Raw genomic sequence first — 12191 nt, 5'->3', positions numbered from 1 at the left:
CCTCCTGAAGCCAACCCAGATCACCCTGACGAAAGGAACACCATGAGCAGCGCCAAAGCAGTGACCGACGCGTCCTTCGAGGCCGACGTCCTCAACTCCGACAAGACGATCCTCGTCGACTTCTGGGCCGAGTGGTGCGGCCCGTGTCGCGCCGTCTCGCCGATCCTCGACCAGATCGCCGCCGAGCACGGCGACAAGATCGAGATCGTCAAGCTCAACGTCGACGACAACCCGCAGACCGCCATGAAGTACCAGATAACCTCGATCCCGGCCATGAAGGTCTACCGCGGCGGCGAGGTCGTCAAGACCGTCATCGGTGCCAAGCCCAAGCCGGCCCTCGAGGCCGACCTGGCGGAGTTCATCGCGTAGTCGACGCCGACACCACGACGAGAGCCCGCCCAGCACACGCTGGGCGGGCTCTCGTCGTCCCCCGGCCGCACGGGCATAGTCTTGACCGAATCACCCTCTGACAGAACAGGGACATCGATGAGCGACAAGGGCACCAACCTCGACCCGTGGTACGACTCGTACGCCGACCGTACGGCCGGCCTCAGCGCCTCCGAGGTCCGAGCCCTGTTCGCCGTCGCCTCGCGCCCCGAGGTCGTCTCGCTGGCCGGCGGCATGCCCTACGTCTCCGCCCTGCCCCGCGAGCTCGTCACCGGCGCCATCGACCGCGTCATGGCCGACGGGGGAGCGATGGCGATGCAGTACGGCAGCGGCCAGGGCACCCCGGCGATCCGCGAGCACATCATGCAGATCATGGCGATGGAGGGCATCCGCGGCAGCGCCGACGACGTGGTCGTCACCACGGGCTCGCAGCAGGCCCTCGACCTCGTCACCCGCCTGTTCGTGAACCCGGGCGACGTCGTGCTCGCCGAGTCGCCGAGCTACGTGGGCGCCCTGGGGGTCTTCAAGGCGTACCAGGCCGACGTCGTGCACGTCCCGATGGACGAACACGGACTCGTGCCCGAGGCGCTGCGTGAGGCCATCGCGACGGTCACGGCCCGCGGCGGGCGGATCAAGTTCCTGTACACGATCCCGAACTTCCACAACCCTGCCGGTGTCACCCTCACCTGGGCCCGCCGCGTCGAGATCCTCGAGATCTGCCGCTCGGCCGGCATCCTCGTCCTCGAGGACAACCCCTACGGGCTGCTCTACTTCGACCAACCGGCCCCCCAGGCGATGCGCTCGATCGACGACGAGGGAGTGATCTACCTCGGGTCGTTCTCCAAGACCCTCGCACCCGGCTTCCGGGTGGGCTGGGCACTCGCCCCGCACGCCATCCGCGAGAAGCTCATCCTCGCCAACGAGTCGGCCACCCTGTCGCCGAACTCGTTCGGGCAGTTCGTCATCACCGAGTACCTCGACCAGGCCGACTGGCGTGGGCAGATCGAGACCTTCCGCGACCTGTACCGCGAGCGGCGCGACGCGATGATCTCGGCGCTGGGGGAGTACCTGCCGTCGCTCACGTGGAACGTACCCGACGGGGGCTTCTTCGTCTGGGTGGGGCTGCCGGCCGAGCTCGACTCGAAGGCCATGCTGCCCCGAGCGGTCAAAGAGCTCGTGGCCTACACGCCCGGCACGGCGTTCTTCGCCGACGGCGACGGTCGGCAGAACATCCGCCTGTCGTTCTGCTACCCGACGCCCGAGTCGATCCGCACCGGCGTGGCCCGCCTGGCGAACGTCGTCAACGGCGAACTCGACCTGCTGCGCACGTTCTCGCCCGCGAGCCTGTCGAACCCGGCTCTTCGCCCGCAGAGCGTCGTCGTTCCGCCGCCGAACACCAACTGATCAGCACTTTCGGCGTCTCGTGAGCTTTCCGTCCACGAGACCGGCCTCCGTCGTGACACAAGGAAGAGACCCCCATGGCATCGAGTGAGCTGCGTACCGTCACCGTCCTCGCCGGAGGCATCTCGCACGAACGCGACGTCTCCCTGAGATCGGGGAGGCGCGTGGTCGACAGCCTCGTCACCCACGGCATCGAGGTGGAGCTCCGTGATCCCGACGCCTCGTTGCTCGGCCATCTGACCGCGTCACGTCCCGACGTCGTGTGGCCGGCCCTGCACGGAGCGAGCGGCGAGGACGGAGCGCTGCGCGGTCTGCTCGAGGCGCTCGACGTCCCGTTCGTCGGCAGCACGGCGGCCGCGGCGCGACTGGCCTGGGACAAGCCGACCGCGAAAGAGCTCGCCCGACGCGCCGGGGTCTCCACCCCGCGAGGCATCACCTTGTCCCACGACGCCTTCCGTGAGCTCGGCGCCGTCGGCGTGTTGGCGGCCATCGCCGAGGAGCACCCGGTACCCGTCGTCGTGAAGCCGGCGCGAGGTGGCTCCGCCCAAGGCGTGACGGTCGTCGACGACATCGGTGCGCTGCCGAGGGCCATGGTCGACGCGTACACGTACTGCGACGACGTCATCGTCGAGCAGAAGATCACCGGTACCGAGATCGCCATCGGGGTCATCGACACCGGTGACGGCCCGCTCGCCCTCCCCGCGGTCGAGATCGTGCCCCGTCAGGGTTTCTACGGTTTCGAGGCTCGCTACAACGCGGGGGAGACCACGTTCTTCACCCCCGCACGGCTCGACTCGGCTGCCTCCGATGCTGCCGCCCGCGCCGCAGTGGCCGTACACGAAGCCCTCGGGCTCCGTCACCTCTCGCGGGTCGACCTCATCGTCGATGCCGCCGGGACCCCGTGGTTCCTCGAGGTCAACGTGCTGCCCGGGCTGACCGAGACGTCACTCGTCCCGATGGCTCTGGAGTCGGCCGGCTACGAGCTCGGCATGTTCTACGCCGCCCTCGCCGAGAAGGCTGTCACCGACCACCGTCGCTGACGGACGCGGGTGCAGCGCGACGTTTCACGTGAAACGTAGCCCACCTGGAGGTCGTGACAACGGCCTAGCCACGCGTGGGGCGCGAGCGGGCCACACCGCTGGCCGGTGTTACGTGCGGAGCAGGGTCTGCCCGTGTCAGGTTTTTCGATGAGACCAACGTAAGGCCCGAGAGGTACAGCGTCGTGCTCGGGGACGACAGACTCTCATCGGCACTGTCGGGGTTGAACCGGTCGTGATCAGGCCGATCGACATCTGCTGCTGGTCGCTTTCACGAGTTGGATGAGCGTCGTCGCTCTCGGACCCCTGCCGTCCCACGACAGGTGTGCAAACTCACGGTCGCTCGAGCAACTCGGTTGTGCGACTCCTCTCGATGGTGACTCGTGTCTCTAGCCCGAATCGACACCATCCCTCTCCACGACAGGAACCTCAGATCAGCGATGGGGCAGCGTACTGATTCAGCCGTCACCAACTGGAGGAATCGATGGGGCAGCGTACTGGTTCAGCCGTCACCAACTGGAGGAATCGATGGGCCACCTCCAGGTCACACGATGAGCGACAACACGTTCAGATGGCATGCCCACTCATCTGTTTTCCTCGGTCACGCTGATGACCTACCGGGCATAGAAGTAGATGCCTAGAACAAGGCCCGTTTCACGTGAAACACCGGCGGCACACAGCGGAGAGCGCTGAGAGCCAGCCGCAGCAACAACCGCCCCTGCTCTGAAGAGCAAGGGCGGTCGATGTTTCACGTGAAACAGTTGGTCAGGGGCCCTACGAACGAGCAGTCACTCCTCTTGCTCGTGCCCCAACTGGCCGAGGATGCGGTTGAGATCCTGCATGGACGCGAAGTCAATCGTGATGGAGCCTTTGCGAGCACCCAACGACACCTTCACCCGGGTGTCGAACCGGTCACCGAGGCTCTCTGCCACCTCGTCCAAGTGCGCCTGGTGCTTACCCGGCGTCGAGGTGCGCGTCGACTTCGGCTTGGCGCTCCCACCCGCGGCGATGGCCTCGGCCGCGCGCACGCTGAGGTCTTCGTTGACGATGCGATCCGCGAGTCGAGCCATGAGCACCGGGTCACCCGTGCTCAGGATGGCTCGGGCGTGCCCGGCCGTCAGGACGCCCGAGGCGACCCGGCGCTGCACGGCAGCCGGCAGCCTCAGCAACCTCAGGGTGTTGGTGATCTGTGGGCGGCTGCGGCCGATGCGGGTGGCCAGCTCGTCCTGGGTGATGCCGAAGTCGGCGAGAAGTTGCTGATAGGCGGATGCTTCTTCGAGCGGGTTGAGCTCGGCTCGGTGGAGGTTCTCGAGCAGGGCGTCGCGCAGCATCGCGTCGTCCGCGGTGTCCTTGACGATGGCAGGGATCGTCGCGAGACCCAGCTCTTTGGTCGCCCGGAGGCGTCGCTCGCCCATGACGAGCTCGTACTGTGCTGCCCCCTTGCCGCTCTTCTTGATCGGACGGACGACGATGGGCTGCAACACACCGACCTCGCGGATGGACGTCACCAACTCGGCGAGCTCTTCGGCACGGAACTCGGCCCGTGGCTGCTGCGCGTTCGGGGTGATGTCCAACGGATTGAGGTTCGCCAGGCGTGCACCCGGCACGGCGATGAGCTCGTCGGCCGTCTGTTGTGCCGTCGGGAAGAAGACGTCTACCGGGCGGTCCTGGCTCTCGTCGGAGACGGGGATGAGGGCGCCGATGCCGCGCCCGAGTCCGGTTCGCTTGGTTGCCATTACTGGGGTGCTCCTCGACGTGCTAGTTCGGCGGCCGCCTCGAGGTACGAGATCGACCCGGGGGAGTTGGTGTCGTAGCTGATGACCGTCTGCCCGTAGCCGGGTGCCTCACTGATCCTGACCGACCGGGGAATCAGGGTGTTCAGTGCTTCATCAGGGAAATGGTCGCGAACGTCGGCGACGACCTGCTGAGCCAGGTTCGTCCGTCCGTCGTACATCGTGAGCAGGATGCTCGACACCTTGAGCTTCGGGTTCAGGTGCTTCTCGATGAGCTGGATGTTGCGCAGCAGTTGGCTCAACCCTTCGAGTGCGTAGTACTCGCACTGGATGGGGATGAGCACTTCACTGGCGGCGACGAAGGCATTGATCGTGAGCAATCCGAGAGACGGGGGGCAGTCGATGAAGACGTAGTCGTATCGCTCGCCGGCCTTCTCGGTGGCGCTGAGGTACTCGGACAGCGCTCTGCTCAGTCGCTGCTCGCGAGCGACGAGCGAGACGAGTTCGATCTCGGCTCCGGCGAGGTGGATCGTGGCCGGGATGCAGAAGAGCGTGTCGAACTCGGGGCTCTTCTGGACGACGTCCGCGACCTCGCCGTCGTTCACCACGACGTCGTAGACGCTCGGCGTCTCGGCCCGGTGTTCCACACCGAGGGCCGTCGAGGCGTTGCCCTGGGGATCGAGATCGATGACCAACACCTTCGCCCCACTCCGCGCCAGAGCGGCCGAGAGGTTGACGGTGGTCGTGGTCTTGCCGACGCCACCCTTCTGGTTGGAGACGGTGATCACTCGTGTCGAGGCGGGGGAGGGAAGAGGTTCTCGTGACAGGGCCTGCTTGCGTCGATTCAGGTCGGCGAGCTCCCGAGCCAGGGGAGTGCTTCTGTCGTCGTCAGCCGAGGAACTCACTGAAGGGGTCTCCGTATCGCCATGTTTCACGTGAAACGACCTGCCCGGAGGTGTGACCACACCGCTTGGAAACGGCTCGGTGATCATCGGGGATCGAAGGCCGAGTCTATCGTCAGGCCCCGACAAAGAGAGGGAGCCCACGTGCGCGTGCCCGACGAGACCTCGTGGGCGACCACCGTCCCGAAACAATAAAAAGACAATAATACCTGGTCAAAGGGTACTCAAGCTGAGATCCTCGGTCTGGTCAGTCCAGAGTGGCGATGAACACCCGAGTCGTCTCGTCGACGAGTCCGACGCCCAGCTCACGAGCCTCGACGTCGATCAGGTGGTGGCGCGCGATGACCTTGCGTGCGGCGGCGATCTCGTCGTCGACCCGCGCACCCTTCATCAACAGGAGTTGTCCGCCGGTCTTCACCAGCGGGGCGGTCAGCGGGATCAACTTGGAGAGGGCCGACACCGCACGGGCGGTCGCCTGGTCGAGCCAGCCGTCCAGCTGTACGTCTTCGGCGCGGGCACGGACGACCTCGACGTTGTCGAGACCCATGCGCTCGGCCTCGGCCGTCAGCCAGTCGACGCGTCGCTCCATCGGTTCGATCAGGACGAGCGTGGCGTCCGGACGAGCAGCCGCGAGCACGAGTCCTGGCAGGCCGGCACCCGACCCGATGTCGCCGACTCGACCGGAGACCAGCAGGGGCGCCAACAGCCCACAGTTGATGACGTGCCGGGTCCAGAGACGCGGCAGCTCGAGCGGTCCGATCAGGCCGAGTTCTTCCCCGTGCTGGGCGAGGTCGGCGACGTAGCGGCGCACGACGTCGAGACGGTCGCCGAAGATCGTCGCCGCGACGGCGGGCTCGACCTCGAGGGTCGACGTGTCGGTCATGTCCGTGGGCTCAGGGACGGGTGATGACGGTGTGACGGTCGCGGCCTTCGCCCTCGGACTCCGAGGTGAAGCCCCGCGCGGCCACGATGTCGTGGACGAGTTTGCGCTCGTAGGACGACATGGGCGGGAGGGACGCCGACGTGGCGCCGTCCTCGAGCTTCGCGACGGCGACGTCCACGAGACGGCCCAGCTCGGTCTCACGCGTGGCGCGCGAGCCTCCGATGTCGAGGATGAGCCGCGAGAACTCGCCCGTCTTCGTCTGCACCGCGATGCGCGTCAGCTCTTGCAGGGCGTTGACCGTGTCGGGCTTCGACAGGACGCGCAGCTTCTGCTCGCCGCTCGAATCGACCGAGATGTACGAGCGACCGCCGCGGACCTCGATGTCGATGTCTCCGTCGAAGTCGCAGATGTCGAGCAGCTCTTCGATGTAGTCGGCTGCGATGTCGCCCTCGTCGAGGACGTCGGCCGTGTCGTCCGAGGCGACCCGCGCCTCCTGGTCGTTGCTCGAGGCGACGGCACCGTCGTTCTCGGCGGCAGGCTCGACGATGTCGGTCGTGGAGTCGTCTGAGGTCATTTCTTGGGGCCGTTCTGCTTCTTGGAGCGGTTCTTGCCGACGGGCTGGGTGCGCTGGGTCGTCTTCGGCACGGCGGGTGCCGACTCGATCTCGGTCACGGTGATGCTGGGCAGGCCCTTGCGCTGCTGCTTGCGTGCGAGGCGCTCTTCACGCGCCAGTGCCGCCTCGCTGCCGGGGGTGGGCATGTTGCGGATGACCAGGAACTGCTGGGCCATGGTCCAGACGTTGGAGGTGAGCCAGTAGAACATGACGCCCAGGGGGAACGACAGACCCGAGAAGACGAACACGAGGGGGAGGAAGTACAGGAGCATGCGCTGCTGCTTGAACATGGGGCTCGCCTTGGTCTCGGGCGACATGTTCTTCGAGACGATCTGCAGCTGGGTGATGAACTGCGACGCCGTCATGATGACCACCATGGCGCCGGCCATCAGGCGGACCTCCCAGGTGGTGGCGCCGAGGAAGGTCTCTTTCAGGGGAGCACCGAAGAGCGCCGACTCACCGAACGAGTTCGACAGCGCCGAGTTCAGCAGGCCGATGCCCACCTTCTCTTGCTGGGCGTTGTGCAGCACGGTGTAGAGGCTGAAGAAGATCGGCATCTGGATCAGCAGCGGCAGGCACGAGCTGAGCGGGTTGGTACCGGTGTCCTTGTAGAGCGCCATGGTCTCGCGCGACATCGCCTCGCGGCTGAACTGGTCGCGCTTGCCCTTGTACTTGTCCTGGATCTTCTTGAGCCGGGGCGCGATCTCCATCATGCGTCGCTGGCTCTTGATCTGCCGGACGAAGATCGGGATGAGGCAGGCCCGCACCACGAGGACCAGGCCGACGATCGAGAGCACCCACGTGCTGCCGGCCGCGGTGTCCATGCCGAACGCCGTGAGGACGTTGTGGAAGCCGACGAGGATCGCCTCGACGACCCATCTCAGGGGCCAGAGGATGGTGCCGATGAAGTCCATGGTGTTCGGGTCAGCCCTTTCCGTGGCTCTGTGCGACGATGCGGCCCGCCCCGACGAGGTCGGGGGTCGTGGTGCCGGATCGCGGTGTCACGAAGCCGGACTTCGTGACGCGGTACTTCTGTGTACGGGGCTCGGGGACGTCGTCGACGCCTCCGGCTGCCCAGGGGTGACACCGGGCGATGCGCCAGCTGCCCATGGCCACGCCCCGCACCACGCCGTGCAGCTGGATGGCCTCGAGGGCGTATCTGGAACACGACGGGTAGTAGCGGCAGACGTCGCCGTAGAGCGGGGAGACGACGGCACGGTAGACGCGGAGCACGAGGACGCATGCGTTGCGGGGAAGCAACGCGACGAACTGCACCGCTCTTTTCACGCTTTCACGCCCCTGTCGACGACCTCGGAGATGTCCGACAGCAGGGTAGACCACGCAACGTCGGGGCTGCCTGGCAAGGCTCTGATCACGACGTCGAGCCCCCGGGGGAGTGTCGGCAGCATCTCGTGACAGACACCCTTGAGCCGGCGACGGACCGTGTTGCGGACGACCGCGTTGCCCACGGTCTTGGCCACGATGAAGCCGAACCGGACCAGGTCGTCGTCACGACGACGGACGTAGACGACCGAATGCGCCGTGCCCGACTTGCGGCCACGGCGCACGGTGGTTCGGTAGTCGTCTGCGCGGACGATCCGGTTGGCCCGGGCCAACACGGAGGTGGCTACGCCGAGAGCTCGGTGCGGCCCTTGCCACGACGGGCGGCGAGGATGGCGCGACCGGCGCGGGTGCGCATGCGGGCACGGAAACCGTGCTTCTTGGCGCGACGACGGTTGTTCGGCTGGAACGTTCTCTTGCTCATGGTGGTCCTCCAGGAAAGCGGACCAGGCCTGTTGCCACGATCCGAGAAGTCTTGTACAGCCAACGCGGCTGAAATCAACTGATTAAAAGTACGCGTGATCGGAGCCGTGGTCAAACGGCGTCTTCTGGAGGCGCTTGTCCACAGTGTTGAAAACTCTGGTTGCGGACTCCACACCCGGTCGAACTAAGGTGGGTACTTCTCGCGGTACTTCCGCGTGACGACGGGGAACACGCAGCGATCCCGGCCCGAACGGCGCCAACCGATCGGTGGAGAAAGCTGTGCATAACTCGTCCCGCACTCGTACCCTTCGAACACCGGCGGGTCTACGCGACCCGCACGCGGAGGCGGCCGGATCCGTCCGCTGCCGAACCGCGAGAAAGAGACTCCCAGTGGCGCACACCGTCGACCCGGTCCAGGACCTGTGGCGTTCCGTCCTCGCGACGCTGACGACCGACGACCGCATCACGCCGCAGCTGCACGGCTTCATCAGCCTCGTCGAACCGAAGGGCGTGCTGGGCGGCACCCTCTACCTCGAAGTGCCCAACGACCTGACCCGGGGCATGCTCGAACAACGGATCCGCGAGCCGCTGCTCGAGTCCATCGCGGGGCTGGGCGACACCACGGTCTCGAGCTTCGCCATCACCGTGAACCCCGACATCACCCCCGACACGCTCACCCAGCAGGTCGAGCAGTCGGAGCCGGTCCACTACATCGAGGCGCCGTTCGTGCCGGCGCCGGTCGAGACGAGCGCGAGCGGCAAGCGCAACGACTCCCGACTGAACCCGAAGTACAGCTTCGACAACTTCGTCATCGGCGCGTCGAACCGGTTCGCCCACGCCGCGGCCGTCGCCGTCGCCGAGGCTCCGGCCAAGGCCTACAACCCGCTCTTCGTCTACGGCGAGTCGGGGCTGGGCAAGACCCACCTGCTGCACGCCATCGGCCACTACGCCGAGACGATGTACCCGGGGATCCGAGTCCGGTACGTCAGCAGCGAAGAGTTCACGAACGACTTCATCAACTCGATCGCCAACAACCGGTCGAGCCTCTTCCAGCAGAGGTACCGCGAGATCGACATCCTGCTGATCGACGACATCCAGTTCCTGCAGGGCAAGGACAGCACCCAAGAGGCGTTCTTCCACACCTTCAACACCCTGCACGACCACGACAAGCAGCTGGTGATCACCAGCGACCTGCCGCCCAAGCACCTCACCGGCTTCGAGGACCGCATGCGGTCACGCTTCGAGTGGGGCCTGATCACCGACGTGCAGGCTCCCGACCTCGAGACCCGCATCGCCATCCTGCGCAAGAAGGCCCAGAGCGAGAAGCTGCAGATCCGCGACGAGGTCCTCGAGTTCATCGCGACCAAGGTGTCGAGCAACATCCGCGAACTCGAGGGCACACTCATCAGGGTCACGGCCTTCGCCAGCCTCAACCGGACCGCCGTCGACCTCGCCCTCGTGCAGACCGTCCTGAAGGACCTCATCACGCTCGACGAGGACAACATCATCGCGCCGGTCGACATCATCAACCACACGGCGGACTACTTCAAGCTCACGGTCGACGACCTGTACGGGTCGTCCCGCTCGCAGGCGATCGCCACCGCCCGACAGATCGCCATGTACCTGTGCCGCGAACTCACGAGCCTGTCGCTGCCCAAGATCGGCCAGCTGTTCGGCAACCGCGACCACACGACGGTCATGTACGCCAACAAGAAGATCAGCGAGCTGATGAAGGAACGCCGGTCGATCTACAACCAGGTGACCGAGCTGACCAGCCGCATCAAGCAGGACACCCGCTACAAGTGACGGGTCGACGGGCCAGGCCGGCTCGTCCGCCACGACCGTCCCGTCCGGGCGCCGACCACGTGTCGGCGCCCGTTCGTCGTTCCAGGGGGCACCGGACACGTCTCGACGGGGCCTGAGGAGGCACGTTCCACACAGTGTGGATAACTTGTGGAAACTCGTGGATAACCTCGACGACGTTGTTCACGGATCCGGGGGACCTGTGGGATCCCACTCGACGCCGACGACCGACCACCAGGATTCTTGTCATTCCGTTCCACACCCCGTCCACAAGTCACACGCGTGTAGTTCAGTTGAGCCACGGGGTTTTAAACAGGTTATCCACACTGTGCACAACGGTTAAGACTGTTAATCCTGGTTACAAGAAATTGATGGAGAGACAACCTTGTGGATCGATCCGGGCCCAGGCCCTCGGCTTTCGCCCACCGGAAGGGCGGACCCCGATGCTGTGCCACTATTAACCGGCCATCCACGAGAGCGAAGTCGATAGGGGTCCCCGCGTGAAGTTCCAGGTCAACCGTGACGTCTTCAGCGATGCGGTCTCCTTCGCCGTCAAGCTGCTGCCCCAGCGCACCACCTTGCCGATCCTCAGCGGTGTGCTGATCGAGGCCGACGCCGACGGGCTGACCCTGTCCTCCTTCGACTACGAGGTCTCGGCCCAGACGAGCATCCCCGCCGAGATCGACGAACCGGGGACGATCCTGGTCTCGGGCCGACTCCTCGCCGACATCGCCAGCCGTCTGCCGAACGCACCGGTCACCTTCTCCACAGAAGAGAACCGCATCGCCGTCAGCTGCGGATCCGCGAACTTCTCCCTGCTGAGCATGCCGGTCGAGGAGTACCCGACCCTGCCGACCGTCGGTGACCGCTCGGGCGTCGTCCCCGGCGACTCCTTCGCCCTCGCGGTCTCCCAGGTCGCGGTCGCCGCGTCCCGCGACGACGTCACCCCGGTCATCACCGGCGTCCAGCTCGAGGTCAGCGAGAACGCCCTGTCGCTGGTCGCCACGGACCGCTACCGAGTCGCCGTCCGCGGCATCGAGTTCGACCCCGGCACCGTGGCCAGCACGACCACGACGACCGCTCTCGTCCCGGCACGCACCCTGCAAGAGGTCGGCAAGACCTTCGGCAACGCCGGCACCGTCTCGGTCTCGATCACCGGATCCGACGAGCGCGAGCTCATCGCGTTCCAGGCGGACAACAAGACCGTCACCTCGTTGCTCATCAAGGGGAACTTCCCCCCGGTGAAGCGGCTCTTCCCCGACACCGTCGAGAACTACGCCGTGATCAACACGGCCGAGCTCGTCGAGTCGGTCCGCCGCGTCTCGCTCGTGCTCGAGCGCGAGGCGGCACTCAGGTTCACGTTCACGATCGACGGCCTCACCCTCGAGGCCATCGGAAGCGAACAAGCGCAGGCGTCAGAGTCGATCGATGCGTTGTTGACGGGAGAGGACACGGTGGTCTCGTTGAAACCGCAGTTCCTCCTCGACGGTCTCGGAGCGGTTCATTCCGAGTTCGTCCGCATCTCCTTCACCAAGACGGAGAACCCGAACAAGCCCGGTCCCGTGCTGATCACCAGTCAGTCCTCGAGGGACCAGGCCGGTGCTGACAGCTACAAGTACCTGCTGCAGCCCAACCTCCTCCTGCGCTAAGAGCGCTCTGCACGCAACG

Annotated in this window: 13 protein-coding genes; 5 read left to right on the top strand and 8 right to left on the bottom strand. The window is 65.9% G+C overall.

Annotated elements, in window-relative coordinates; genetic code table 11:
• Nucleotides 1-42 precede the first annotated feature (42 nt).
• The 3 genes from trxA (at nt 43) to ASG28_RS12940 (ending at nt 2828) form a co-directional block, all read left to right on the top strand.
• Nucleotides 43-369, top strand: coding sequence for a thioredoxin (gene trxA / locus ASG28_RS12950; RefSeq protein ID WP_043595317.1), 327 nt, complete (start codon nt 43-45; stop codon nt 367-369).
• A 117-nt stretch (nt 370-486) separates the two neighbouring features.
• Complete coding sequence (locus ASG28_RS12945; protein WP_055975790.1) at nt 487-1791, top strand: aminotransferase-like domain-containing protein; 1305 nt, start codon at nt 487-489, stop codon at nt 1789-1791.
• Nucleotides 1792-1865: 74 nt separating this feature from the next.
• A complete protein-coding gene (locus tag ASG28_RS12940; RefSeq protein ID WP_055975787.1) occupies nt 1866-2828 on the top strand; it encodes a D-alanine--D-alanine ligase family protein in 963 nt (320 codons plus the stop codon).
• A 785-nt stretch (nt 2829-3613) separates the two neighbouring features.
• Here the strand turns inward: ASG28_RS12940 and ASG28_RS12935 are convergent.
• From ASG28_RS12935 to rpmH, 8 genes are all read right to left on the bottom strand, one after another.
• Nucleotides 3614-4561 carry a ParB/RepB/Spo0J family partition protein gene (locus ASG28_RS12935; RefSeq protein ID WP_055975784.1) on the bottom strand — a complete coding sequence of 316 codons (948 nt, stop codon included), beginning with the start codon at nt 4559-4561 and terminating at the stop codon, nt 3614-3616.
• Nucleotides 4561-5493: a ParA family protein gene (locus ASG28_RS12930; RefSeq protein WP_055975781.1), complete on the bottom strand. Its 933-nt coding sequence runs from the start codon at nt 5491-5493 to the stop codon at nt 4561-4563. Before ASG28_RS12930 ends, ASG28_RS12935 begins: the two co-directional genes overlap by 1 nt.
• A gap of 214 nt (nt 5494-5707) precedes the next feature.
• Nucleotides 5708-6343 (bottom strand): 16S rRNA (guanine(527)-N(7))-methyltransferase RsmG, encoded by a 636-nt coding sequence (gene rsmG, locus ASG28_RS12925; protein WP_055975779.1) that lies wholly within the window; start codon nt 6341-6343, stop codon nt 5708-5710.
• A gap of 10 nt (nt 6344-6353) precedes the next feature.
• A complete protein-coding gene (locus tag ASG28_RS12920) occupies nt 6354-6917 on the bottom strand; it encodes a Jag family protein (protein WP_082454643.1) in 564 nt (187 codons plus the stop codon).
• Nucleotides 6914-7870, bottom strand: a complete 957-nt coding sequence (yidC, locus tag ASG28_RS12915) for a membrane protein insertase YidC (RefSeq protein ID WP_043595308.1) — start codon at nt 7868-7870, stop codon at nt 6914-6916. Before yidC ends, ASG28_RS12920 begins: the two co-directional genes overlap by 4 nt.
• 10 nt (nt 7871-7880) lie before the next feature.
• Entirely contained in the window at nt 7881-8243 is a 363-nt protein-coding gene (gene yidD, locus ASG28_RS12910) for a membrane protein insertion efficiency factor YidD (RefSeq protein ID WP_055975776.1), read from the bottom strand.
• Nucleotides 8240-8575: a ribonuclease P protein component gene (rnpA, locus tag ASG28_RS12905; RefSeq protein ID WP_043595305.1), complete on the bottom strand. Its 336-nt coding sequence runs from the start codon at nt 8573-8575 to the stop codon at nt 8240-8242. The genes yidD and rnpA overlap by 4 nt, the downstream gene beginning before the upstream one ends.
• 8 nt (nt 8576-8583) lie before the next feature.
• Nucleotides 8584-8721, bottom strand: a complete 138-nt coding sequence (gene rpmH / locus ASG28_RS12900) for a 50S ribosomal protein L34 (RefSeq protein ID WP_043595303.1) — start codon at nt 8719-8721, stop codon at nt 8584-8586.
• Nucleotides 8722-9110: 389 nt separating this feature from the next.
• Between rpmH and dnaA the strand changes: the two genes are divergently transcribed.
• Nucleotides 9111-10526, top strand: a complete 1416-nt coding sequence (gene dnaA, locus ASG28_RS12895; protein WP_043595301.1) for a chromosomal replication initiator protein DnaA — start codon at nt 9111-9113, stop codon at nt 10524-10526.
• Between the two features lie 497 nt (nt 10527-11023).
• Entirely contained in the window at nt 11024-12172 is a 1149-nt protein-coding gene (gene dnaN, locus ASG28_RS12890; protein WP_043595299.1) for a DNA polymerase III subunit beta, read from the top strand.
• Nucleotides 12173-12191 lie beyond the last annotated feature (19 nt).

The organism is Frigoribacterium sp. Leaf415, assembly GCF_001424645.1.
Taxonomy (GTDB): Bacteria; Actinomycetota; Actinomycetes; order Actinomycetales; family Microbacteriaceae; genus Frigoribacterium.
Note: the sequence above shows the minus strand (reverse complement) of the source record. Positions and strands in the feature narration are given on the sequence as shown.

Excerpts from the sequence above, each read along its gene's own strand:
- trxA (WP_043595317.1), top strand. The coding sequence starts at position 43 with ATGAGCAGCGCCAAAGCAGTGACCGACGCGTCCTTCGAGGCCGACGTC.
- ASG28_RS12945 (WP_055975790.1), top strand. The coding sequence starts at position 487 with ATGAGCGACAAGGGCACCAACCTCGACCCGTGGTACGACTCGTACGCC.
- ASG28_RS12940 (WP_055975787.1), top strand. The coding sequence starts at position 1,866 with ATGGCATCGAGTGAGCTGCGTACCGTCACCGTCCTCGCCGGAGGCATC.
- ASG28_RS12935 (WP_055975784.1), bottom strand. The coding sequence starts at position 4,561 with ATGGCAACCAAGCGAACCGGACTCGGGCGCGGCATCGGCGCCCTCATC.
- rsmG (WP_055975779.1), bottom strand. The coding sequence starts at position 6,343 with ATGACCGACACGTCGACCCTCGAGGTCGAGCCCGCCGTCGCGGCGACG.
- ASG28_RS12920 (WP_082454643.1), bottom strand. The coding sequence starts at position 6,917 with ATGACCTCAGACGACTCCACGACCGACATCGTCGAGCCTGCCGCCGAG.
- yidC (WP_043595308.1), bottom strand. The coding sequence starts at position 7,870 with ATGGACTTCATCGGCACCATCCTCTGGCCCCTGAGATGGGTCGTCGAG.
- rpmH (WP_043595303.1), bottom strand. The coding sequence starts at position 8,721 with ATGAGCAAGAGAACGTTCCAGCCGAACAACCGTCGTCGCGCCAAGAAG.